Source organism: Flavitalea plasmicola, from assembly GCF_030546645.1.
Lineage (GTDB): Bacteria > Bacteroidota > Bacteroidia > Chitinophagales > Chitinophagaceae > Puia.
The window spans coordinates 1,093,218-1,115,740 of the sequence record NZ_JAUOTO010000002.1 but is presented as its reverse complement, the minus strand read 5'-3'; the positions used below and the strand labels follow the sequence as shown (position 1 = coordinate 1,115,740).

Here is a 22,523-nt window from a genome sequence, read left to right as displayed (position 1 = left end):
TTGTCTTTCATCCGGGTTTCTAGGAGATGTTCGCTTTTCAGGATGATGCTTTTAACCATTTTTGGGGTCAGGCTCATGTAGTGGAATGCTTCCATTAGTTGTTTATGGGCTTGGATCGCGGAAACGTTGTTGTGTTTGCTGGCCGCATTGCATTTATAATAATACCAGTGGATCACGCGGACCTGCGGCTTCTTTTTTAGTTTATCCTGTACCCTTGTCCAACTAACCAGGTCGATAATGGGCTCCTGATCCTTCAATGGAAAGAGCCCGCCCGGCTGATCTTTGTATGCCTTGACATACTGCTGGCTGCTGTACACGGGACAAGCGAGGATCCGCTCGATCAGGCAATGGCGGGTGCCTTTCAGCCCCATGTCCCGGGCGTCTGCTTCGATGACGGATACAGGTATACCTCTTATATAGGAATGGAAGATGAAGCGTATGACCCTGGCTTCTTCGGGGACAGGCACCAACAAAGTATTTTGACCTCTGCCTTCCTTTTTGTAGCCGAAAGGCGCCCTGGGACCGATGTATCGTTGCTTAATGGCTTTGGCGGCATAGATACCGCTGTTGATATCGTTGATGCGTTTCAGGTTCTCGGTATTACCCAGCAGGAATTCCAGCCCCATCATAAAAAAGGAATTGTGATCGGTGCAATCATATACGGCGCTGCGACCGGCGCTGACGATCCTGATACCGAAGGTCTTTTGTATTTTTTTGACGATGTTGAGGGCATCGCCCGCCTCGCGGCTGAATCGGGTCAGATCGGAGACTACCAGGTAGTCGATGTTCCGGTAGTTCTTCTCGATGAAGGAATTCAGCTTGATGAAATCCGGCCGGTCGAAATTGGTGGCGCTAAATCCCTGATCGACGAAGCAGTCGACCGTCTCCACCTGGGCGTGCTGCATCCAGGAACTGGTGATCATATTCTGTCGTTCGATGCTGAAATGGCTCTGTTCTTCGGAGCTGAACCGGAGGTATTTTACTCGTTTCTTGGTCATATGGATGGTTTTGATTTGTTATTGTCTTCTTTTGGAGTGGATTGGGCTTCGACGGCTTCCACTTTTGCCAGGGTGGTTGTTACAACAAGCTCGGCGATAAGGTTGAGCAGCAAAATGGTGTTATGATCTTCATAGGTGGTTTCATCTTCAATAATCCGTTTGTTTCCCTCATATGGATTCTTGGTCCCTTTCATCCCGCACAGTTCTCTTTGCGGTAAAGATCGATCGGAGGAAGGACTGCAGCAATAGAGACATTAATGTGTCTATTAATTTTGATTTTATGCGATCGTAATTATTCTTTTACCTTTGTATTGCATCTTTTCAAGGTTTCATAAACCCACGCCCGGTGGAGGTTGCCATTATTGGCACGGTAACTTGAATAGGTATTTTTTCAACCAGAACCCATCAGGTTTTGTCTTTGCTGTTCGCCAGGAACGTCGTTCTGACAATGGAATTTGTCGAAGGTTGGAGGAATAGTGTTTGTTTAGAAAGGACATAACAAAAATAACAAAAGAATCGTAAGTTTTTGCAGGTTAATTCATAAATCATTTCTTTATAAGTGATTGCAAGCCAATTGATTTTAATTCTATATGTCTAATTTATTACGTTAAAAACTGGACAGACCGGCAAATTTTATTTACTTTTACAAAATCATGGCCACATCCGCTTCCATAGCAAGTACAGTACAACGTCAAGTCGCCGCTTTAGGCGACGGGCAGGTTCTTACTATCATGATGGAGGGCCAAACAGAAGTAGCCTATTATAAGGCGTTAAGCCGAATGGTCAAGGCCGGAAAATTGGTAAGGCTAGAAAAAGGAAAATATTACAAGCCAAGAAATTCACGTTTTGGCACACTACGGCCATCGGAAATGGAAATTGTAAAGACATTTACCCAACGTGGGGGCAAAACTGTGGGGTACTTGACGGGTAATGCCTTGTATAACCAATGGAGATTAACCACGCAGGTGCCCAATAAAATAACCATTGCCCGATGCAGCCGGTTGCCTGAAAGGGAAATAAGCGGTTATAAACTAAAATTTGTCGTCCGTCCATTTCCGTTTAGGGAGGCTGATATTCCTATGCTGCAGTTACTGGATGCATTGACGGACATTCGACAGATTCCGGATACATCTCCGGCGACTGTTATCCCATTACTGGTCGCAAAGATGAAGGAGCTGCAGCCGTCACAGCTGAATAGATTGACTCGGCTTGCCTTGGAATACCCTCCTTCCACGCGGGCATTGCTGGGAGCCCTATTGGATACACATTTCGCGGAACAGAAAACCGGGCAATTGCAGGCGTCTCTAAACCCATTAACCCGGTATCAGCTGGCGGGTATTGAAGCCTTGGTGTCGGACAAATCCAAATGGTATTTCAAATGACACTGCACCGGGATAAAGAGCTTTTTCGAGAGGCGATCGAGGCGGCTGCCGGGCATTTCCAACTCCGCCCTGTATTCGTAGAAAAGGACTATTGGGTAACCTATGTCCTGCGAAACCTGGCGTTATCTCCATACTTTGATACGGTGGTTTTTAAGGGCGGGACATCACTTTCAAAGGCTTATCAATGTATTGACCGTTTTTCAGAAGACATTGATCTGGCAATATTATCCCCTGGCAAGTACACCGGGAATCAACTGAAGAACCTGTTAAGGGAGGTAACAACTTCCATTGCTGCCGACCTTAGCATCGTGGACGGACACCCGGCTGAGAAGAAATCCGGCCGCATGCGCGCAGCCGTATGCGCCTACGAAAAGGTAATTGACGGCGATTTTGGCGTGGTCAAGGACTATGTGCTGATCGAGATCAACTGTTTTACCGATCCGGTACCGTATAAAGCACTTCCAGTTGAATCTTATGTTGCACAATTCTTTTCGGCAACTGGAAATCAGAAGATGATAGCAGACTATCACCTGGAGCCGGCTGTCGTCAACGTGCTTACATTAGAGCGCACCTTTTATGAAAAAATGTTGTCGCTGAATCGGCTTTCCTACGAAGGAAGAGCGGCTCTGTTAGAAAAAATCCGTCATTTTTACGATCTCCATCAATTGTTCCATTACCCAACCCTTCAGGCGTCCCTATTTGATCCGGTTCACTTTCCGATCCTGGACAATGTGCGCCGGAATGACCTTGACAATAAGGTTATGCACGGCCCGTGGGTGGGGCAACGGATCCAGGATTCTCCACTGTTCAGCAAGCTCGAAGAGCAATGGAAGGAATTGGTCCCTGGGTATCGTACCGGTCTGACGGACCTGATCTGGACGGGAAACCTACCCAGCCCGGACGCGGTCCTGGCCGTCTTGCAGGAGGCTCGTTCGTTCGTCATTTCCTTCGACGAAAAGTATCCGCCATGATTATTATGTGACACATGACGGTCAAAATCTGTCGCCGTATTTGCACAACTGTCTTTTTCAGGGAATATCAACGCAGCTCCTCGAAATTTCCTTGTTGCCGGTGCATAGACCAGGTTTTGTGACACAATTTTACGGTTAGGGGATGGTGATTCGCAGGGTAATAGCGATCTACTTGTTTATGCCTGGAATAAATGATTTTGACATGGTGAATGTGGGCACTTTGGCTTTATCCAGCTGCGTTCACGGTGATCTTTCCGTCTAATCTATCCTTGGGAACTTCCAGGATAATGGAATCGTGAATAACCAGCCGCACTTTACCGAGATTGGTATACAGTGTGTCTACCATTACCCGGGCGCCTTTTTTGACAGCATAAATAGAGTCGGGCAACTGTTCGTGTCCTACTCGCCTGGCCTTAAATCCTGTTAACACCGTACTTTCCCAGCCAATATGCAATGCAGGAACATCTGGGAAGGTTACCTTATAATCCTTCAACGAAACCACCACTGGATATTGTTCAAAAGCGGCTACGAGATCGTCGCGCTGTAAAACTGATCCAGCGATCGTCCCATTGTCCTTGCGATACAAATTGAGCCGGGTGGGATACGGCCAATTGCTCAGTTGGAACAGTTCTTTCAATTTTCCGCTGTCATAACCCACAAAGGAATGATCATACCAATCGCTGCCGGTGGGGGTAATTATTTCCAGGAAAAGAGGTTTTATCTGCAGGCTGTCCGAGACATCCAGAATATTGAGCTCGGCGCCTTCGTAGTCCCCTCCGCTGATCTGCGCCGTGTCCGCTTTCTTCACCGCCCGATTGTATGCGATAAGGATGGTATTGTTTTCTCCGACTTCCTCCTTTACTGTGATTAAATACTCCTTTAAATCGAGATGTGTTACCTCTTTGAATACGACCGAATCTCCCTCATTCGCATGATCGATCTTACCGGCGGTTTTGGCGCCGGCCGTATCTTCGAAAGTCTTTTTCCCTGTATCGGAAAACTGCTGTTCAGCCGGTTTCCCGCTGTTGCAGGAGAGAAGAAGACAAAAGCAACCCCAAAGGGTTATAGACTTCGGCAGGCTAAAGGCTTTTCTAGCGGAATGACTTTGCATCGAGAAAGATAGCAATTTGATGTTGCCGACACAAGTCGATCGGGAAAGGCTGTTCAATGGATTGATGTTCATATTGTTATATGCTAAACATGCGTCGCAGGGCCGGTAAGGAGCCTGCGGCGCCAGGTCGGGGACAAGGTTCAATTTTTGCATACTTGTCATTGATTCCCACTATAAAGGGATAATGAGCATATGAATAAACTACAACAATTGGACCTTATGGACAAGGTGCAACGCGAGTTGGAAGATCTGAAGAATAGCCAGACCTCAATTCTTAAAAAGGTTTCTCAGATCGCCGCACACAACATTACCCTCGGCGTGGATCTGCTGGATAGTAAACTTCCGGATCTGGAAGAGCAAGTGAATGCAACCCTGAGTACTGCCTCGGATCTATCTCAAGCTTTCGCGGAACATCGTACCAAATTTTTTTCCGACAACAATCTGGCAGCTACGGTGGATCCTACCGCATAGCCTACTGTAGTGTTTTGGATGGGGTGCCGGGGGCGACCAGTTCGTAATCGCGGGGAAGGAGGTTGGCGATGGTTTCCGTTTTGCTCCAGTTGCCTTTGGAGAGGATGGTAGGGGGATAGTAGCTGCCGTTCTCTCCAATCTCGATGGAGACGGGTTCCAACAGGTTGATAGCGGATTCCTGATAGGCGATGCCTAATCTTCCATTTCCATAGATCACTGTGCAGTCTCCCAAAAAATACATTGTCTTTGTCAGATCGGGATGGATGGTGAGCAGATCGTCGGTGCTTTTTATTTTCTGAATAAAGAAGTCGGGTTGTCTTAGTACATCCCAATAATGGTGGAGACTATCGATGGGGATGCTGTCTGTCTTGGTAATGTTGGGCTTATAGATGTTCTTTACCCTTTGCTTTTCGATGTTGGGCACTTCGATCTCGTGTTCGACGATAAACCCTTCTTGATGGAGCTGTCCTTTGTAGAGCGTGCGCAGGAAGTGCATCTCGGAACCGAGGTAGGCGTATCTGCGGTGTCGTTCCCATTCCTGCCTGGTTTGGGGATCATCTGCGGTCATTTCTCTAAAGAGAGGATAGCCGAAATAAGAGATGATATTGGTGCTGAAGTCACATTCGAATCTTTCGAGACGATACTCGAGGTCATAGCCAAGGGCCTTGTTCTCGATGATGAGGGGATCGATTGCGGTGACGGATAGCTTCCTGCTTTTGAGGTAATAATGAAACCGAAGGACTTCCTTGTTCTTTAGCTTGCAATAGGAGGCGTTTTCGGTAGTGCCGATGAAGTTATCGATAAAGAATTTCCCATATTTCTTCCATCCGTCTTTCATATAGGGCTCTATGACGACGGCAGATAGTTCGGACGCTTTTACGTGGAGGGCAACTTTTAGATCGGTAGGCAGGTTGCGGGTGCTGATGGCGAGATTAAAGGTCTGGTAACCGACGGCGGAAATGATGACCTCGTATCTGCCGGGGGTAATGCCGCCCAGGGTAAAGGTGCCGTCGGCGCGGGTGACGGTGCCTTTGGAGGTGCTGTTGAGGAATACGCTCACGCCGGGCATGGGTTTGCCGGTGGCGGAATCCCGCACAGAGCCGGACAGGACAGTGCCTTGGGCCAGAAGTTGTATATAGGTCAGGAAGGAGGAGAGCACTAGGAAAACAACCTTTCTCATGGGGGAGTTTAGACCCGCAAAATAAGATATAAAGCGCTCTTTAGCTATTTAGAAATGCCAACTTATTACCATCGGGGTCGGCTACATAAAATTCCTTGCCGTAGGGCATGTCCCGCAGCGGTTGGCAAATGTCTACGGCCCGGTCTATCAATAGACCATATATACGTTCGACGTCGTTCACCGAGAAAACCAGATCGAGATCTTCTGTCGTTTTTTCCTGCAACGATTCTCCGAGTTTCAGGTGTACCGAGCAGCCGTCTTTCACGATGCCTGCATAGAAATCTTCATATCGGAAATCGAGCTTGAAATCCAATTTTTCCGTATAAAACCGGATAGCCCGGTCGAGATCGGCCACTGGCAGTTGCGGGCTCATGGTTTGAATAGTGAAGGTTTTCATGATCTTGGAAGTTACGAAAGTCAAATCTAATGTTAAAATCATTGTATAATTGTCACAAGCAAGATCAGAGGTTCGATCACAAACCAGAACCACCGGCGCCATAGAATTTGGGCTTTTCCAAATCAGTACCGCTGCACGACCCGAAATAGAAAACGTTCCGGTTCGCCTATCACACCACCTGCAGCTCTTCTTTTTTTCAACATATCTGATTTATAATAGGCATAGGCTTTGGCAGTATCCAATAGGGCCGTTACAAGCTCTACCTTTTTATCATCATCGGCGTCATGTCCAAAAGCCCTGACGGTTATACCATTATCTATTCTTTCCTGCTTACCCTCTTCAAATGCTTTTTGCCAGGCCCCCCAGTCTTTAACAGTGAATGTAGTTCTGGACCGCAGGTCTGAACTAACAGCAGCGGTGTCCTGGAAGGTCATCGTAACAAAGGAAAACAAAGGGGTGCCTATTACACCACCTTTTTGCATGGCCTTTTTTAAGTTGGGATCTTTGGCAAATGCTTTTGTTTTAGCCATATCATCTACTTTCACAGCTACTAATATCATATTGGTATCCTGCAAACCGCGCCCAATTACATAACTATGAATGCCATTGGCTATCCGGAAAGAATCATGTTCATCATAGGAGCTTTTCCATTTTGCATAGTTGAGCACCTTGTGTTTTGCTACCATCATATTTTGCGGTGCTGTAATAATAGTAGTTGTTTCCGGTACAGCTGCGCTTTTAGTGCTGTCAACCATGGTAGAGTCGGTGCCAGTCTTATTTCCATTTCCGCCTCCGGAACAGGAGACCAAAAAGAAGACCATGCAATAAAAATGCAAGCCGGTAAATCTGGACTGTGTCATAGATTTTGCTTTTAATTATTAATAAATAAAAGGGCAGGAAAAGAGTATGACAGGAGGAAGGGACAATAAATGTAGCTTATATTAAGCTGTCCGACGAATTTTTACTTAGGTCATGGAAATACTAATTATTTTAGTTCTTAGGCCAGGGAAACGACCCCGCTCATAATAAAGACGATCAGTCACCGTGGTGTGATCCTCAAGCCGCTGATTTTCAGCGGTTTTTTTTATTTTCTTCTCACCGAAGCCCTGCTGCTGCCAAGTCCTGGCTACTGATGACAGATAGCTCGGACGAAAGTAAACCGTATCTTCATTATTAAAGCCGGGTACTTCCGTTGTGTTTGATGATATGCTGGAGGACGAAATGAAGAAGCCGGATACGCGCTTTGTCTATAGGGCGGATAGATAATATTTATACAACAATGGCAAGCAAAAACAATTGGATTGACTTGTCCCTCCTGGGTCTTTGCATTGTCTCGTTATTAGGGTCAATCCTGAGGACTAAGTTCGTTTTTGCCTTGCCTTTTATTAACTATAATCATTTACTGGAAGCACATTTCCATTTTGCCTTTGGAGGATGGATTACCCTGGCCCTGATGACGTTGTTGACATATGACCTCCTGCCTTCGCCGTTCAACAAAAGGCCGGTTTACCAATGGGTGCTGGGAGCCGTTGCCATCAGCGCCTGGGTTACGCTCATTGCTAGTATAGCAGGCGACCCCAAGGTCCTTTCAGCTATTACTTCGACTTTCCTTATACTCACCACTTATATTTTCAGTTGGGTTTTTACAGCGGATATGCTAAAAGCAAGGCTGGGAAGGCCCGTGACATTGCTGGCGTTGTCCTCCGTTGTCTGTCTGGTCTTATCTTCCGGTGGCGCCCTGATTATTGCGTACATGTATATCTCAGGGGCCGTTGACACTTATTTATACAGGCATGCACTGCTGGGCTATCTTCATTTTCAATACAATGGTTTTTTCAGCCTGGCCATCTTCGCATTGCTCTTCAATAATATAGGCCGGGCCGCCGACAGAAAGTTGCTGAAAAGCATTCCCTGGTTTGCCTCTTTGCTGTCTGCTTCCATCATACCTTCCTTATTCCTGACCGATCAGTGGCAGGTCCATAATCCCTGGTTCCGGGTGATGACTATGATTGGAAGCCTGTTTATTCTGCTCAGCCTGTTCTTCTTTGCAGCCATCGTCCATGCCGTCTATCCGGTGTACCAAAGGGGACAGCCGGTGATCCGGCTCCTGGTCTTTGTATCCATGGGCTTCTTTATGCTGAAGCTACTCTTACAATGCCTTGGCATTTTTCCGACCGTCATAAACATCATATTTGGCCGCCGGCCGATGGTCATGGGATTCCTGCATATGGTCTTTTTGGGATTTGTAAGTCTCTTTTTATTGGCCTATATGTCGGAAAAGGGATTCCTGGACAGCATGAAAAAAACCACCAGGGCCGGACTGCTGATATTTGCAGTTGCAGTAATTTTCAATGAAGGGCTATTGACGACGCAAGGTATGGCAACGCTGTTTACCAGCGGCATGGGCCTGTTCCCATGGCTCCTTTGGGTGGCAGGGATCTGTCTTCTTGCAGGAGCTCTGTTAATTTTCCTTTCACGAATAAGGAGCAGGTGAACTTTAACATTATTTCTTTCCATCATTTTGGCGCATAAACTCCAAAACATCACGTGCCTGACTGTCTGTAAGGTCCTGGTCCGGCATCCGTATCAGACACACCGCCAAATCGGCTTGTGCAGCGAGATCCTTATCCAGCATAACTTTTGTATTAGTGATCCAATTCATGATCCACGCTGGTCTCCGCCTGTTTGTTACACCCGCCCATCCGGGCCCAACCAGCATTTCTGTAGTAAGCTTATGGCAGGCAAAACATTTCGTCTGATAAATGGCCCGGCCGCTCGCTATCATCTTGTCGTCCAGCGGATGTGTCAGTTGGACGTGATCGAACCTGCCGACCCCTTTGGAATTAATACCCATGAAAACGATCACGGTATCGCCTGCTCCTTTCACCACTCTGGGCTTGCCTGCGGATTCGGGAGCGCCGGGCTCCGCTTGCTTAGACTTGCACTGCGCCGCCACGAGGCCGATGCAGGCAGCAACGATAAAAAATAATATAGGTTTCATACAACTGAAGGTTTTCTTTTGTAGTAATTCCCATGATGAATGCTTCACAAACATGACCCCGCTATTGTGTAAGGAAAGCTACGATCTTATCTCTTTCCTTCTCAGTCAGCTGTGCCCTTGTTTGCATATGCATTCCAATCGTCACCCATTGTTCATGGGAAAAGGTGTTGGGGGATGGTGTATTATGACATCTTTGACAGTTCTCTGCCCAAAGTTGTACGCCACTCTTACCTGCTACCTTTTGACTCTCCATGCAGCTATTCATTAGGACGGCACATACAATGACTGTACCTGCGATCATCATCCACGTCATACGATTTATATTGTTTGCTTTCATAAAACAATTTTTAAAGTTGAATGGAGAATTGTAAGTATATATTGTTCATATCCGTGGTGCCGGCTGTTCCACCTGCAGAGACATTGGCGGTGCTAAGAGAGTGGCTCCAGGCATAGGTAAATTTGAGAACGCTTCTCCAGTTCAGCCAATAATCCAGACCGATGTCTTCTTCATGGTATTTGGCCCCCCAGATGGAATTGCCGGGTGTCGTATAGTTGACGTATCGAAATGCCAGCTCCAGGTTCTTTATCAGTTTGTCCGAGGCTGACACCGGCCGGATCGAAATTTGGGCAAATGCGGATGTGCTTTTATTATCGAATGAATAGGACGATGAATCAGTGGGTTTCATATATTGCTGGCTATTGACCAATATCCGGCTATATTGTCCCTTTATATTAAAAAGAAAGGGATCCATCTTATTTACGTAGCTCAGGTCAGCCCCATACATGGTGGTATTTGCGTTGTGATAGTTGGAGCCAGCATCCGCCACGCCGCCATACAGGCCGGAGGCGCCAATTTCAAGAGAAGAATTGGAGAAAGGCAACAGTGCCAGTCTTCCGCACACCGTCTTATTGGTATTATTATCCGTTACCCCTGCATTCTGTAGCTCGCCGTCTGGCAGGAGTTGCAACCCGTTGGTAAGACTTACATCATAGCTCCATTTCATATTCCCCAACGGCAGGCCCCCGCTGATCCCTATTCCAAAATCCGTTCCTGGAAGATCAATACCCACCGGATCCGGTGCAACCTTGTCAATCCAACCTGCGGCTAATCGCTTGTTGTAAATGCCAAAGGGCAATACAAAATAACCGGCACGTATGGTTACTCCCGGCGCGGCAAAATAGGAAATATTGGCCCAGTTGACGCCGACGGAACTGCCGTCAAAGGCGGGTTCAAATTCCAGGAGCCATTTTGTCCCATGCCTCCACAAAAGCATAGGACTGAATTCATAGCGGTCGGCGTCGCCGAGGCTGTTGGTCTTGGAAATTTGTGCGGGTCCGCCATCAGGCGTGAAAGTAGTCTTGTTCCTTACAAATCCGAATGTGGCAAGTCCGACTACCATAAAATGGCTTTCACCATGCTTTTGATCGGCTACCTGCTGTTCGAGCGCCGCTACCCGATTAAGAAGGGTCGAATCCACCGTGCTCTGTTGCGCTTTTACCGTATTTACCAGGAGTAAGGACGCGCAGGAGAAGCACATACATCGATTTACGATTTTTCTCGGACTCATACGTTAGTTTTTTAAGTGTTATAACTTGGCATCATTTCTTTTTCGCCGTCTTCGCCAGCGAGCGGATATAGGTGATCAGTTCCCATCTCTGCTGCTCGGAGAATATTTTTTTGTAACCAGGCATGGGGCTGCGGCCTTCGGAAAGCTTCCAAAAAAGACTACCGTCCGATTCGGCTTGCACGGCCGCAGAAGTGTGGTCGGCCGGCTTAGGATTTAACCCCGGAGCAGCCGGGCCGTCCCCCCTGCCTTTGTCACCATGACAGGGACCGCAATTGGCTGCATACATCACTCTGGCTTCTGCCAACATGCTGGCATTGCCAATGAGAGGGTTCTTCACACTTTCAGCATCCTTGGGCGCAAGCCAGCTGGTCGACTGCGCATTGGTTCCGAAAATGGAGAAATTCAGTATAAATAAAAGGAAGATAAAGCGGCGACGCTGGGAGGACAGTAATAGTAATGATGTATAATTATTTTTCATACTATGTAATGTTTTGATAAATAAATTTAATTGTATATTGTAAAGAATCATATGATCCAGGTCAGGCGACCACGTGAATAAAGTCAGATCAAAAGAGGGGATATCCGGTCGCTTAAGACACGGCAGTAGAGAACTTTACATGTTAAATTATTGATAATCAAACATTTTCCATGACACGCACCAATAAATCTATAGGGGGATCTACAAAGGAACGCTGGAGGGGAATGAAAAATTCAGGAAGAACCTTCCTGATTGGCCGGCGTTTGATAGGTGGGCCCTTACCTGGAAATCTTCCATTTTCCGGAGCCATATTTTAACGGGCCCCGTTCATGGGACGATCGTAAATTGGTTTGCACATAAATATGAGTACACAGTTTTGATAATTGGATGAGGCGTTCGATCGAAAACGCCTCATCGCTCGGAAAAAAAACCTATGCGATCGCAATACTCTGCACGCTTTTTTCGAAAGCAGTCTCCTTCACGCCTTCGATCTTTAATCCTTCAGCACGAAAAAAGGAGATATCCGTTATGCCCAGAAAGCCCAATATAAACTTCAAATAGGGACTGACATGATCAAACGATTGAAATGGCCCCTCCGAATATACCCCGCTTGAGGCTGTCGCAATGTATGCCTTTTTGTTTTTCAGAAAACCTTCCGGCTTCCCTTGCTCATTGTAGCGAAATGTGATGCCAGGCCTTACAACATGATCCAGGTAGGCTTTCAGGGTGGAGGGAATAGCGAAATTGTAAAATGGCGCACCGATGACGTAAATGTCGGCTTCCTGCATTTCCCTGACTGCCTCGTCGGAGACCTGGATAGCATTGGCCTGCTCGGGAGTTCTGGCGGCATCCGGAACAAACCAGGAACCAATCTGCAATTCGTCCAGGTGCGGGAAAACGTCAGCCGCCAGATCCCGCTCCTTCACTGTCGCATCAGAATATTTCGCTTTAATTTTATCGATAATTGCGTCCCCCAGTTTTCTGGTGACAGATGCCTCGCCCCTGGGGCTTGAAATAATATGCAACACGTTCTTTGCCATAACTGCGAATTTATTTTTTAGATAGAGCAAATCTATGTATACTTACTATCTAAATATTAGGAGTAAACAAAAGGTTACTAGTAACCTATAAGTTAGTACTTCGGAAATGGGACAGATTAAAGAGTTAAAACCAGCATATACAGAAGCCCGTTGTGGCAAACACCTATCCGCCACGGAAGACGCACTATACGTCATTGGCGGTAAATGGACGCTGAGAATAGTCATCGCTGTATTGAGCGGCCACCTGCGCTTTAATGATCTGCAGCGCACCATAAAGGGCATATCCGCAAGAGTGCTTTCATCGGAACTGAAAGACCTTGAGCTCAACGGACTTGTCAAAAGAGTGGTACTGGCCGATCAGAAGCCCGTTGTAACGGAATACGTACCGACCGAATACACGAGAACGCTAAAAGACGTTATCTCTGCCCTGGCCGAATGGGGCGAAAAACATAAGAGGAAAATTACCAGGCGGGAGTAGCTGTCCAATTATCAGAAACTGTCAATTGCGGCTGTAATCCCTGCTTAGACCAATATGGCCGACCCATCCGCAGGTTCATCGCTTTTCATTAGCTTTTGGATATTTTCCAGGGTCACCTGTGCTATCTGGCTCATGGCCTCTGACGTAAAAAAGGCCTGGTGTCCTGTAATGAGCACATTCGGAAAGCTCATCAAGCGTTGTATTTCGTCATCATCGATGATCTTGTCCGAGAGGTCCCGGAAAAAAAGGTTCTCCTCCTGTTCATACACATCGATCGCCAATCCCCTGACCTTATGGGATTTCAAAGCCTCGATGATATCCGAGGTACAGATCAGTCCTCCCCGGCTGGTGTTGATCAGGATAACACCCGTTTTCATTTTCGACAGCGTCCCTTTATGGATCAGATGATAATTGTCCTTTGTCAGCGGGCAATGAAGCGAAATGATGTCTCCGCAGCCAAGAACGTTTTCCAGGCTGTCGTATGCTACCCCCGCCTCCCGCAAGGCCGGATCGGGTACCGTGTCATACGCAATGACGGTGGCGCCGAAGCCTAGCATGATCCTGCTAAAGGCCTTCCCGATCTTTCCGGTTCCGATGACACCGATCGTCTTGCGGTGAATGTTCAAACCCAGTAATCCATTGAGCGAAAAATTCTGCTCTCTGACACGGTTGTATGCCTTATGCGTATTCCTGATCAGCGTCAGCAACAAAGCCACCGTATATTCCGCAACCGCTTCCGGGGAATAGGCAGGCACTCTGCATACCCGGATCCCATATTCTTTCGCTGCCTTCAGATCCACATTATTGAATCCGGCGCATCTCAAGGCAATGATCCTGACATTCCGGGCTGCCAGTATGTGGATCACCTCTCTGGTACATTTGTCATTGACAAATACGCAGACGACATCCGTATTTTCAACAGCATTGACTATATGTGGCCCCAGATGGGTTTCAAAATATTCGAAATCGAAGCCGAATCCGGCATTGCTCTGATCGAAGAACTGCCGGTCGTAAGGTTTGGCCGAAAAGAAACTGACTTTCATAGCAGGATGAAATAATAATCATGAAAGTACAATATTGGACCGTTATTCCGCATCAACTTTCGCATTTTCATAGATCAACTGCAATACGCCCAAATCCAGTTGCGCCGAATGTACCAGCTTCAATTTGCTGAGAGGAAAATGCTCTTTGAAAAATTTTTTTCCACTGCCCATGATCACCGGGTGAACCAGGAAACGATATTCATCGACCAGGCCTGCTTCCATCAGCCCTTGCGCCAGGGTGGCGCTGCCATCTAACAGGATATAGCTGCCCTGCTGTTGCTTCAGCTTTTTAACCTCCTCTATTACATTCCTGCTAATGATCGTGGAGTTGTTCCAGTCGGCTTTTTTCAGGGTCGTCGATACTACGTATTTAGGCGCATTGTTCAGTTTGTCCGCCACGCCCATTTCGTTGTTCTTTAATGCAGACCAGTAAGGCGCCAGCATTTCATACGTGGTTCGGCCATATAGGAAGGCATCCGCTCCGAGAATATCTTCAATAATGCATTTTGCCCGGCTGTCGCTGTGGTAAGAGGCATTCCATACGTTCATTGAGCCTGCGTCAAAAACGCCATCCAATGTGATCCATTCTTTTACGATCAGTTTTTTCATGACTTGTTTTTTGGGTGATTGATGGTACAAAGTAACAACAACCAATGTGCGGGGAATAGAACGGACCCGACAAAATAAAGTATTGATAATCAATCCTAATTGCCGGGTAGGCGCTTCAAATAGTCGCCTGGCGTCAGAAGGGTGAACTCTTTGAAAACGCGGATAAAATGGCTTTGATCGGAATAGCCATGGTCATAGGCGATATCAGTGAGCCTGTTGTAGTGCCCCTTACTGAATTGATCGAAGGCGGCATTGAACTGGCATATCTTCCTGAATAATTTCGGCGGCACGCCTATGTGTGATTCGAACAGGCGTTGAAAGGTACGTTCCGTTATGCAAAGCTCGCTTTGTAAAGTTTTGAGCGAGACCAGTCCGCGGTTTTTCACGATCTCGAGGGTAGACCATATAATGGCCTTGTCATCCTGTCCACGACTGGTTGCTGATAATTTCCGCACATAATCATTCATGAGCTGTATACGGGCGGGTAAAGATCGGGCATTCACCAATTGCTCTACCAGGTTCATACTTTTGGCCGGCCGCATGACGCCTATATCTATGCACAGGTCCTTTATTTCCCGGGCATTAAAATCAAAAAAGTATTTCACCAGGTAGGGGTGTAAAAAGTAAGCAATCACCAGCAGGTCGCCGGAAGCATCTAATTGAAAAGGCCGCACATTCTGCCCATACAATACCAACTGCGCAACGGCATCTCTTCTTTTGTTACGGGTGCTCTGGAAAACAATGCTGGGATAACCTTTGGCCACCAGGGGTATGGTCATATTCTGTAATAAACGATCATCTTCCATGACAATGATTTCGTGGACATAGCTGGAAACATCAGCGTCAGGAACAATTGATCTCAGTTTCACCCACTCAAATTAGAGAATCACATCCAATATTCCATTTATTTAACTTCTTTTTTAGTTTCCGCCTATTATCTTCATCCGGACATTATGTAACCGTGTTCCAGCGAAAATAATCATTCAGCCCCTACATGACCAGACATCCTGCTTTATCAGTAACTGCGGTTTTTGTCATACCCGTTTTCTTCGCCTCCTGCGCCACTGTATTGAATGGACCGGCACAGAATATCCGGATCGGCACGGATAAGAATATCAGGCGGGTCTCCATGGAAAATGCACTTTTTGAAGATAGCTCCGGGCGCCCATCCGAGGTGCCCGGAACTTATTTGGTCCGGAGAAATAACAAGACCCTGGTTATTCATATACAGCTCGATTCCGGCGAGAAGATCCTCCGGATCCGGCCGCATAATTCCTTGGCCTATTGGCTCAACATTGAAAACTATTGCTTAGGCATGCTGGTCGATAAGGATAATCCGAAACGTTATGCCTACCGCTGCTGGAGCTATCTGGCGCTTAAAGACACGGCCATCACATTGCGACGGTTTGCGCCTGTTCCCCTGGGAACAGTTCGCTTTTCCCTATCTGTGCCCCTTATTAATTCCTTCAGCTTGATTTCGCCGGAAGGCCGGTCTTCTCCCACAGGTCCTCTTGGGCTGGAAGCCGGGGTTGACTATTTTTATAAGCCGGATCACTATATTTCTCTTTCCGCAGGTGCGGCAAGCAGCGTATTTGCCGATCATCTTGGCAAGGGGTATTTCACGACAGGACACACTTTTTTTGGCAGTATCAGGAACAACCTTGTCATCGGCAGCTTCGATCTGGGTTACGGGCTCAGCTTCTCAAACCTTTTCTGGCAGAAAGTTACCAGGGGTGACACGGTGAACCTGGACAGGTCAGTAAGGAGCACGGGGATAGGATTCAGCCTTTCCGCGCAATACCGGGTTAGCAAGTCCTTCAGGGTCGGCATACTCTACCAGCCAGGGTTATATACAGTCAGTCCCACACCGTCGTTCAATTACCAGCATTACATCTCAGCGGGTTTGGCCTGGAGATGGCCGATCAAACGAAGGATCTGACGGTTTTTAAGGATGCTACCGCCACCCATACAACGCCGGTTGTTATCCATAAGTCTGCAAAATTAAAGATGCCCGATCGCAGGGAGCATAGTCCCACGTTCATAAAGTCTGTGACGTGCCGGTGGAAGAGCAGTCTGTCCAGTATATTTCCCACCCCACCGGCGAAGATCAGGCTAAGAGCCACTATTTTCCGGGGTCGGATACATCGGGCGCGGACTATCACATACGCAAACAAAGCCAGCAAGATGGCCAATGGCAGCATTCCCAGGAGCCAAAAGCTTAGGTGGGGGTTGAGAGCTTCCCCCAAACTCATGGCTGCCCCTGTATTCTCGACATATTCCAGCCGAAAACTGTCATGGAAGAAGGTTCGGGCCGGCATGTCCCTAAGATATTTTTTGGCCAGGTCCTTGCTCGCGCGATCCCAGCTGATGAGGGAAAGTGAAAGCGCACAAAACAACAGTATCCGGGGATTAATTATAGACTTCATTTTTTCATTGGTCGCCCCGTCCTCGTAATTGTTACAGCAAGATGGGGAAGCCCGTATTCGAACTTTTCGTATCTTATGCCCCGACCATCAAAATCATTTGCATGAGTATTCCTTCCCGGCTGAATCGTACACTCGGCTTACGTCTGGCGATTTTTATAGTAATAGGAAATATTATCGGATCCGGAGTATATAAAAAGGTAGTCCCGATGGCCGCCGAACTTCATTCTTCCGGATGGGTGCTGATATGCTGGGTATTGGGAGGGATCATTTCTTTATTCGGCGCCCTTAGCAATGCAGAGATTGCCAGTATGCTGGCGGATACAGGCGGTGAATACACCTATTACAAAAAGATCTATGGCCGGTTTTTCTCTTATTTATATGGGTGGTCAAATTTTACGGCCATCAAAACGGCTGCCATTGCGGGCATTGCTTATGTATTTGCCCAATCGTTAAACAGTGTGGTTCATCTGCCGACCGTGCTTGCTTCATGGTCAGACATTGGCGTTCTGGGCATCTTTTATCCTTTTGCGGCTTTTGAGATCAAGCTTACTGCCATCCTATTGATCATCATACTGACATGGATAAATACAACGGGCCTGAAAACGGGAGCAGGATTAAGCACTGGGTTAATGTTGCTGGTTTTGGCGGGTATCATGTTGATCGTACTATTTGGATTCAGCAGCCCACAGGCTGTCCTGAACGCCCCTTTCCAAATGAAGACCGCCAATGCAGCCCCGGTGACCATTAGCGCCATCTTTACCGCTATGCTGGCTGCCTTCTGGGCGTATGAGGGCTGGAATTCGGTGGGTTTTCTGGGAGGCGAAATAAAGGACCCCCATCGCAATGTCCCTTTAAGTATTACCATCGGGCTACTGGTCGTAATAACCGTTTATATCCTGGTCAATACGGCCTATCTGGCTTTACTGCCCTTGCCCAGATTGGTTGAAATGCGGACTTCCGGTGCTTCGATTGCCGCCGTGGAAGCCGTAAAGGTCTTTTGGGGCTATGGCGGCCTCATTTTTATTTCCATTCTTATCCTGATAACGACATTAGGATGCACACATACGACGATATTGAGCAATTCACGCACTTATTACGCCATGGCCCGTGAGGGCGTATTCTTCCCTAAAGTAAGCAAATTGAATAAAGCCCAGGTGCCCGCGAATGCTTTATGGTTCCAGGGAGTGTGGGCCTGCCTGCTTGTCCTGTCCGGCACTTTCGACCAGCTTACTGATATGCTGATCTTTGCTGCTTTTATTTACTACGGGGCCACTACCCTCGGTGTTTTCATCTTGCGAAGAAAGATGCCTGATGCTCCCCGGCCTTATAAGGTATGGGGATACCCGGTAGTACCGGCGTTGTTCATCCTGTTTTGCCTGTCACTCATTGTGAATACTATTATTACACGGCCAAGAGAAGCAGCCATAGGATTGACATTGATATTACTGGGTATTCCGTTCTACTGGTGGTTCAACAGGAAGGCCACGCCATTATTATAATCCTATCAATTTCAGGAACTCCTCTTTTTTCCTGCGCGAAACATCCACGAGCTCGCCGTTTTGCATTTCAATGGTGCCGCCGTCGCCTTTTATGTAGCGCTTGATGAAATGGAGGTTGATCAGGTGGGAGTGGTGTGGCCGGAAGAACAGCTGGGGGGGCAGCAGGTCTTCAAATTCCTTGAGGGTTTTGCTGACGGTGAGTTTGGGGCGGTTGACGAAGCTGAAGACGGTATAATTGCTGTGAGCTTCGATGTGAATAATGTCGCCGATGTCAAAGAAAAGGAGGCCATCGATGGTGGAAATGGCTATTTTGTTCAGGGTATGTTTCAGGTTGTGGGCGAGCGCTTCGATCTTCGTAGCAGTGCTGCCTTGTTGCGGGTTGTTTTTTATCCGTTGGATGACGGCCTTTAATTCCTCAATGTCCACGGGTTTTAAAAGGTAGTCGAAGGCGGCGAACCGGATCGCCTTGATCGCATAATGATCATAAGCGGTGGAGAAGATGAGGTGAAAGTTCTGCTGGCGGACGCGGAGCAGCATGTCGAACCCGCTGATCCGGGGCATCTCGATATCGAGGAAAACAATGTTGGGCTGGAGGTCCTCGATGAGCCGCAGCCCTTCTTCCCCGTCGCCCGCCTCGCCTGCCACGGTTACATCCGGGCAGTAGTCCATTAATTTTTGCCGGAGCGCGAGACGCCCTTTGGGTTCGTCGTCTATGATAATTGCAGTGATCATCAACTTATTTTTAATGAGACCTGGACGCGGGTGCCGGCTGGCTGGCCTTCCTGTACCAGGTCTGTTATGACAACGGGAATATGCTCTTCCCGGTTGAAAAGGTTTACTCTGTCGCGGCTCATCTCCATTCCATAGGAACGATGTTGGGAAGTGCTTATGGCGGCGGAACGTCCTACGCCATTGTCCTCGACCAGGAAGATAAGGTGTTCGTTTATTTTGCTGATGCTGATGATCAGTCTGCCGCTGGTTCCTTCCCTGTGGCGCAGCCCATGGAGGATCGCATTCTCTACATAAGGCTGTACGATCAATGGAGGGACGCGGTAGTCTTCCTCCAGCAGGCTGTCATCGACCCGGATCTCGGCCGTAAACCTGTTCTCGTTGCGGAAAAGTTCGAGATCGATGTACAGTTGCAGAGTTTCCAGATCACGGGTAAGGCTTATCGTGTGTTGTTTGGAGCTGTCCAGGATATTGCGGATCAGCCGGGCAAATTTATTAAGATAGACGGTTGCTAGATATTTGTCATTGCTCTGGATGAGGGCGTCGATGCTGTTGATACAGTTGAAAATGAAATGAGGGTTCATCTGCGCCCGCAGGGCCATCATCTCTGTGGTGGCGATCTGTTGCTTCATACGGGCTTCCTGGCGCAGACCGCGGTTATACCACCGGAACAGGAAAAAGATCAGGAATGTGGCGGCCGCTGCCACGAGTACCCGGAACCACACCGTGGCCCAAAACGGGGCCGCGATCCGGATAGACAGGATGGCGGTATCCCGGATGTTATCGCCGTTCTCCGTTCTTGCGAGAAAGGTATAACTGCCCGGCGGCAGATTGGTATAGCTGGCATAACCGCGTGTTCCACCGTATACCCAGTCCCGGTCGACGCCTTCCAGCCGATAGTAGTATTTGGTCCGTTCGATATCTGAGAATTGGAGATTGGAAAATTCTATTCCGATGAAATTCTCCTTATAGGACAGTTGAACAGGCATTTGCCGGGTGGTCAGGGAATCAGTGAACAGGGGATTGGAGAAGACTTTGAAGCCAGTGATGGTGACGGGCATGGCCCTTTTCCGGACGGCATTGATCTCTTCGGGAAGAAAGGCGACAATCTCCGAGTTGGTCCAGGTGATCCATTTTCCAGTGGTTGAATGTAAAAAATTGCAGCCGCTGAACGAGGTATTGATCAGGCCTTTTTCCGGCTGGCAGACGAATGCTTTTTTGCTTACGGGATCGTAATTTCCGATGGAATAATCCGTGCTGAACCATATTTTGCCCTGGGCATCCGTCTCGACGGCATAGGCAGACCAATGGGGCCGCTCTTCGTTGACGGGAACTTTGCTGAAGATCTTTGTCCGCCGGTTGAAAAAGTAAAGGCCATAATTCTCCGTGGAGACGATCAGCACCGAGTCGTTGTAGCGATTGATGCCCCAGCATCGGACGTTGCTGCCGGCATAGGGGTGATGAACGGCGATAAAACATCTTTTTTGGATGTCGTATTCACCAAGTCCATTCCAGGTGCCGGCCCAACAGGTGCCGTGGTCGTCCACAAAGAGGCTTTCGATGGAGGAGAGGGTCACGGAGGAGGGCTGGCCCCTGTCATTGTAGGGGATAAATCCGGACTGCTGCCGGCTGAAAACAATGATCTTGCCATTGTGCAGGCCGAGCAGGGTGTTGCCGTCCTTATCCCTGACCATGCACTTTATAGTGCGGGCTTCTGTCTCGGGCGGACGAATGGTTTTAACGAGCCGGCCGGCGGAATCGATGATATGCAGGAAGCCGTGCTGGCAGCCGGCCCAGATGACCCTGTTTTCCTGCTCGACGAAACTCCAGACCATATTTTTGTCATATTCCCTGTTGAAGAAAAAGTGTTTTTTAAGACGGAAGGCCTCGTCGTAGACGTTGATACCTCCTCCCCAGCTGCCTGTCCACAGGTCTTTTGTAGAGGTGAGCGTCGCCGCGCTGATCTGGTTGATCGCCATGGAAGGTTTAGCAGGATCCTGGCAGCTGAGTGTGCTGAAGTACATCCGATAGGGATTGAAAATGCAGATGCCTTTATCCGTGCCGAGCCAGATATTCTCTTCCCTGTCCTGGAAGATGGCATTTATCTGGTGGTTATATTGCAAGGCCAGGTTGTTGCCGGGCTGCCGTAGAAGGTACCGGAAGCTGTTGGTCTCAAAATCGTATGACAGGAGGCCGGCTTTGGCGGTAGCCAGCCACAATACCCCGTGGTCATCCATGAGGACGTCGGACACCCAGCAGGGCAGCGCAGCCTGGTTTCCCTGCTGCTCCAGGATGGAAGCCAGCGAGTAGGCGGATAATTTTTGCGTGTGACGGTCAAAGCGGTAAAAGGAGTCGGACCAGTTCAACAGCCAGATATTGCCGCGACCGTCCGCAACGATCTTGTGGAAGTTGGCAGCGATCGTCTTCACGGCGGCCAGCAAAGGGTCATTGCCAGGGTTGAACTGCGGCGAAGAGACCGTTTTGTCGCGGTCGTTCAACAATAGCAATCCATAGGTGGAATCCCTGATCCATGTCTGCCGGCGTTGTTCGTCTTTTATAAAAACGGCCCGGTGGTACCGGTCATTACCGGGTTCTTTCAGGAGCGCAAGCCCTTTTTGGTCGCCTTTCTGTGAGCTGCTGTCTGTCCAGTATTCCCAGATGGTCCAGCTCTTATTATTCCAGCCACGATACGTGGCGCCGGCGGCGGTGGACATCAGCTCTTCCGGTGCCAGCTCCGTCGATGTATTGGTCAAAAAGCTCCATTGCCGGGGGCGTTGGTCGGGCTGTTCGTAAAAGATCCCGCCGCGGGCGTTATCCGGGTAAACATAGTAGACGCTTTGTGAGCCGGGTTTGGCGTCGGGATTAAAACAATCCATGAACCTTAAACCGTCGTAACGCTGTAAACCCTTTTCCGTTCCGATCCAGATATATCCCTTCCTGTCCTGGGTAAGCGAATAGACATCGTTGCTGTTCAGTCCATTGTTATTGTCAATGTTGCGGAAATTGTATTTGACGGCGAGTGGTTTGGCATTGGTGGTCTGGACTTGCGCCCGGGCCTTTGTATAGGGCAATAATAGTATGAGCCAGCACCAATACCGCATTTTTAAAATTACTGTAATTTTTTAACTTTTCAGGATCATAC

21 protein-coding genes and 1 pseudogene are annotated in these 22,523 nt (G+C 48.2%); 7 read left to right on the top strand and 15 right to left on the bottom strand.

Translation table 11 applies throughout. The features are described 5' to 3' along the window. Positions 1-605: 605 nt before the first annotated feature. Positions 606-923 (bottom strand): annotated as a pseudogene (locus Q4E93_RS34425) (recombinase family protein); the annotation flags it as partial. 728 nt (positions 924-1,651) lie between these two features. Here Q4E93_RS34425 and Q4E93_RS09720 point away from each other — a divergent pair. Both Q4E93_RS09720 and Q4E93_RS09715 read left to right on the top strand, forming a co-directional pair. Continuing rightward, on the top strand, positions 1,652-2,380 hold the full coding sequence (locus tag Q4E93_RS09720) for a DUF6088 family protein (protein WP_303584703.1): 729 nt from the start codon (positions 1,652-1,654) through the stop codon (positions 2,378-2,380). Next, on the top strand, positions 2,377-3,351 hold the full coding sequence (locus Q4E93_RS09715) for a nucleotidyl transferase AbiEii/AbiGii toxin family protein (RefSeq protein WP_303584701.1): 975 nt from the start codon (positions 2,377-2,379) through the stop codon (positions 3,349-3,351). Before Q4E93_RS09720 ends, Q4E93_RS09715 begins: the two co-directional genes overlap by 4 nt. 226 nt (positions 3,352-3,577) lie before the next feature. On the opposite strand, the gene Q4E93_RS09710 is transcribed toward Q4E93_RS09715, so the two are convergent. Beyond that, positions 3,578-4,615 carry a hypothetical protein gene (locus tag Q4E93_RS09710; protein WP_303584699.1) on the bottom strand — a complete coding sequence of 346 codons (1,038 nt, stop codon included), beginning with the start codon at positions 4,613-4,615 and terminating at the stop codon, positions 3,578-3,580. Positions 4,616-4,654: 39 nt separating this feature from the next. On the opposite strand from Q4E93_RS09710, the gene Q4E93_RS09705 reads away from it, so the two are divergent. Then, the gene (locus Q4E93_RS09705; protein ID WP_303584697.1) at positions 4,655-4,933 is read left to right on the top strand and encodes a hypothetical protein; all 279 of its coding nucleotides are present in this window, start codon (positions 4,655-4,657) and stop codon (positions 4,931-4,933) included. Position 4,934: 1 nt separating this feature from the next. Here the strand turns inward: Q4E93_RS09705 and Q4E93_RS09700 are convergent, their stop codons facing one another. The 3 genes from Q4E93_RS09700 to Q4E93_RS09690 form a co-directional block, all read right to left on the bottom strand. Then, positions 4,935-6,113: a carboxypeptidase-like regulatory domain-containing protein gene (locus Q4E93_RS09700; RefSeq protein ID WP_303584695.1), complete on the bottom strand. Its 1,179-nt coding sequence runs from the start codon at positions 6,111-6,113 to the stop codon at positions 4,935-4,937. A gap of 40 nt (positions 6,114-6,153) precedes the next feature. Continuing rightward, a complete protein-coding gene (locus tag Q4E93_RS09695) occupies positions 6,154-6,510 on the bottom strand; it encodes a VOC family protein (RefSeq protein WP_303584693.1) in 357 nt (118 codons plus the stop codon). 122 nt (positions 6,511-6,632) lie between these two features. Then, entirely contained in the window at positions 6,633-7,370 is a 738-nt protein-coding gene (locus Q4E93_RS09690; RefSeq protein ID WP_303584692.1) for a hypothetical protein, read from the bottom strand. 419 nt (positions 7,371-7,789) lie between these two features. Between Q4E93_RS09690 and Q4E93_RS09685 the strand changes: the two genes are divergently transcribed. After that, complete coding sequence (locus Q4E93_RS09685) at positions 7,790-9,004, top strand: hypothetical protein (RefSeq protein ID WP_303584690.1); 1,215 nt, start codon at positions 7,790-7,792, stop codon at positions 9,002-9,004. 9 nt (positions 9,005-9,013) lie between these two features. Here Q4E93_RS09685 and Q4E93_RS09680 read toward each other — a convergent pair whose 3' ends face one another. From Q4E93_RS09680 to Q4E93_RS09665, 4 genes are all read right to left on the bottom strand, one after another. After that, the gene (locus tag Q4E93_RS09680) at positions 9,014-9,511 is read right to left on the bottom strand and encodes a c-type cytochrome (RefSeq protein WP_303584688.1); all 498 of its coding nucleotides are present in this window, start codon (positions 9,509-9,511) and stop codon (positions 9,014-9,016) included. 347 nt (positions 9,512-9,858) lie between these two features. After that, positions 9,859-11,079: a hypothetical protein gene (locus tag Q4E93_RS09675; protein WP_303584686.1), complete on the bottom strand. Its 1,221-nt coding sequence runs from the start codon at positions 11,077-11,079 to the stop codon at positions 9,859-9,861. 31 nt (positions 11,080-11,110) lie between these two features. After that, positions 11,111-11,557: a c-type cytochrome gene (locus Q4E93_RS09670; protein WP_303584684.1), complete on the bottom strand. Its 447-nt coding sequence runs from the start codon at positions 11,555-11,557 to the stop codon at positions 11,111-11,113. A gap of 431 nt (positions 11,558-11,988) precedes the next feature. Further along, positions 11,989-12,597: an FMN-dependent NADH-azoreductase gene (locus Q4E93_RS09665; protein ID WP_303584682.1), complete on the bottom strand. Its 609-nt coding sequence runs from the start codon at positions 12,595-12,597 to the stop codon at positions 11,989-11,991. A 106-nt stretch (positions 12,598-12,703) separates the two neighbouring features. On the opposite strand from Q4E93_RS09665, the gene Q4E93_RS09660 reads away from it, so the two are divergent. Further along, complete coding sequence (locus Q4E93_RS09660; RefSeq protein ID WP_303584680.1) at positions 12,704-13,075, top strand: winged helix-turn-helix transcriptional regulator; 372 nt, start codon at positions 12,704-12,706, stop codon at positions 13,073-13,075. A 44-nt stretch (positions 13,076-13,119) separates the two neighbouring features. Here Q4E93_RS09660 and Q4E93_RS09655 read toward each other — a convergent pair whose 3' ends face one another. From Q4E93_RS09655 to Q4E93_RS09645, 3 genes are all read right to left on the bottom strand, one after another. Beyond that, complete coding sequence (locus Q4E93_RS09655; RefSeq protein ID WP_303584678.1) at positions 13,120-14,118, bottom strand: 2-hydroxyacid dehydrogenase; 999 nt, start codon at positions 14,116-14,118, stop codon at positions 13,120-13,122. A 42-nt stretch (positions 14,119-14,160) separates the two neighbouring features. Continuing rightward, positions 14,161-14,727 carry a dihydrofolate reductase family protein gene (locus tag Q4E93_RS09650; protein WP_303584676.1) on the bottom strand — a complete coding sequence of 189 codons (567 nt, stop codon included), beginning with the start codon at positions 14,725-14,727 and terminating at the stop codon, positions 14,161-14,163. Between the two features lie 95 nt (positions 14,728-14,822). Continuing rightward, positions 14,823-15,596 (bottom strand): helix-turn-helix domain-containing protein, encoded by a 774-nt coding sequence (locus tag Q4E93_RS09645; RefSeq protein WP_317505137.1) that lies wholly within the window; start codon positions 15,594-15,596, stop codon positions 14,823-14,825. Positions 15,597-15,721: 125 nt separating this feature from the next. Between Q4E93_RS09645 and Q4E93_RS09640 the strand changes: the two genes are divergently transcribed. Then, positions 15,722-16,666 (top strand): hypothetical protein, encoded by a 945-nt coding sequence (locus Q4E93_RS09640; protein ID WP_303584672.1) that lies wholly within the window; start codon positions 15,722-15,724, stop codon positions 16,664-16,666. Here Q4E93_RS09640 and lspA read toward each other — a convergent pair. Beyond that, the gene (gene lspA, locus Q4E93_RS09635; RefSeq protein WP_303584670.1) at positions 16,650-17,153 is read right to left on the bottom strand and encodes a signal peptidase II; all 504 of its coding nucleotides are present in this window, start codon (positions 17,151-17,153) and stop codon (positions 16,650-16,652) included. The two genes, Q4E93_RS09640 and lspA, sit on opposite strands and share 17 nt — an antisense overlap. Before the next feature lie 101 nt (positions 17,154-17,254). Between lspA and Q4E93_RS09630 the strand changes: the two genes are divergently transcribed. After that, positions 17,255-18,652: an APC family permease gene (locus Q4E93_RS09630; protein ID WP_303584668.1), complete on the top strand. Its 1,398-nt coding sequence runs from the start codon at positions 17,255-17,257 to the stop codon at positions 18,650-18,652. Here Q4E93_RS09630 and Q4E93_RS09625 read toward each other — a convergent pair. Together Q4E93_RS09625 and Q4E93_RS09620 are read right to left on the bottom strand one after the other, a co-directional pair. Then, positions 18,647-19,384 carry a LytR/AlgR family response regulator transcription factor gene (locus Q4E93_RS09625; RefSeq protein ID WP_303584666.1) on the bottom strand — a complete coding sequence of 246 codons (738 nt, stop codon included), beginning with the start codon at positions 19,382-19,384 and terminating at the stop codon, positions 18,647-18,649. The genes Q4E93_RS09630 and Q4E93_RS09625 overlap by 6 nt on opposite strands. Then, positions 19,384-22,482 carry a ligand-binding sensor domain-containing protein gene (locus Q4E93_RS09620; protein ID WP_303584664.1) on the bottom strand — a complete coding sequence of 1,033 codons (3,099 nt, stop codon included), beginning with the start codon at positions 22,480-22,482 and terminating at the stop codon, positions 19,384-19,386. Before Q4E93_RS09620 ends, Q4E93_RS09625 begins: the two co-directional genes overlap by 1 nt. Positions 22,483-22,523 lie beyond the last annotated feature (41 nt).

What these genes read in the sequence shown, in the direction of transcription:
- Q4E93_RS09690 (WP_303584692.1), bottom strand. Translation starts at nt 7,370, where the DNA reads ATGACACAGTCCAGATTTACCGGCTTGCATTTTTATTGCATGGTCTTC.
- Q4E93_RS09705 (WP_303584697.1), top strand. Translation starts at nt 4,655, where the DNA reads ATGAATAAACTACAACAATTGGACCTTATGGACAAGGTGCAACGCGAG.
- Q4E93_RS09650 (WP_303584676.1), bottom strand. Translation starts at nt 14,727, where the DNA reads ATGAAAAAACTGATCGTAAAAGAATGGATCACATTGGATGGCGTTTTT.
- Q4E93_RS09700 (WP_303584695.1), bottom strand. Translation starts at nt 6,113, where the DNA reads ATGAGAAAGGTTGTTTTCCTAGTGCTCTCCTCCTTCCTGACCTATATA.
- Q4E93_RS09655 (WP_303584678.1), bottom strand. Translation starts at nt 14,118, where the DNA reads ATGAAAGTCAGTTTCTTTTCGGCCAAACCTTACGACCGGCAGTTCTTC.
- Q4E93_RS09715 (WP_303584701.1), top strand. Translation starts at nt 2,377, where the DNA reads ATGACACTGCACCGGGATAAAGAGCTTTTTCGAGAGGCGATCGAGGCG.
- Q4E93_RS09620 (WP_303584664.1), bottom strand. Translation starts at nt 22,482, where the DNA reads ATGCGGTATTGGTGCTGGCTCATACTATTATTGCCCTATACAAAGGCC.
- Q4E93_RS09685 (WP_303584690.1), top strand. Translation starts at nt 7,790, where the DNA reads ATGGCAAGCAAAAACAATTGGATTGACTTGTCCCTCCTGGGTCTTTGC.
- Q4E93_RS09640 (WP_303584672.1), top strand. Translation starts at nt 15,722, where the DNA reads ATGACCAGACATCCTGCTTTATCAGTAACTGCGGTTTTTGTCATACCC.
- Q4E93_RS09630 (WP_303584668.1), top strand. Translation starts at nt 17,255, where the DNA reads ATGAGTATTCCTTCCCGGCTGAATCGTACACTCGGCTTACGTCTGGCG.
- Q4E93_RS09695 (WP_303584693.1), bottom strand. Translation starts at nt 6,510, where the DNA reads ATGAAAACCTTCACTATTCAAACCATGAGCCCGCAACTGCCAGTGGCC.
- Q4E93_RS09670 (WP_303584684.1), bottom strand. Translation starts at nt 11,557, where the DNA reads ATGAAAAATAATTATACATCATTACTATTACTGTCCTCCCAGCGTCGC.
- Q4E93_RS09720 (WP_303584703.1), top strand. Translation starts at nt 1,652, where the DNA reads ATGGCCACATCCGCTTCCATAGCAAGTACAGTACAACGTCAAGTCGCC.
- Q4E93_RS09660 (WP_303584680.1), top strand. Translation starts at nt 12,704, where the DNA reads ATGGGACAGATTAAAGAGTTAAAACCAGCATATACAGAAGCCCGTTGT.
- Q4E93_RS09680 (WP_303584688.1), bottom strand. Translation starts at nt 9,511, where the DNA reads ATGAAACCTATATTATTTTTTATCGTTGCTGCCTGCATCGGCCTCGTG.
- Q4E93_RS09665 (WP_303584682.1), bottom strand. Translation starts at nt 12,597, where the DNA reads ATGGCAAAGAACGTGTTGCATATTATTTCAAGCCCCAGGGGCGAGGCA.
- Q4E93_RS09625 (WP_303584666.1), bottom strand. Translation starts at nt 19,384, where the DNA reads ATGATCACTGCAATTATCATAGACGACGAACCCAAAGGGCGTCTCGCG.
- Q4E93_RS09710 (WP_303584699.1), bottom strand. Translation starts at nt 4,615, where the DNA reads ATGCAAAAATTGAACCTTGTCCCCGACCTGGCGCCGCAGGCTCCTTAC.
- lspA (WP_303584670.1), bottom strand. Translation starts at nt 17,153, where the DNA reads ATGAAGTCTATAATTAATCCCCGGATACTGTTGTTTTGTGCGCTTTCA.
- Q4E93_RS09675 (WP_303584686.1), bottom strand. Translation starts at nt 11,079, where the DNA reads ATGAGTCCGAGAAAAATCGTAAATCGATGTATGTGCTTCTCCTGCGCG.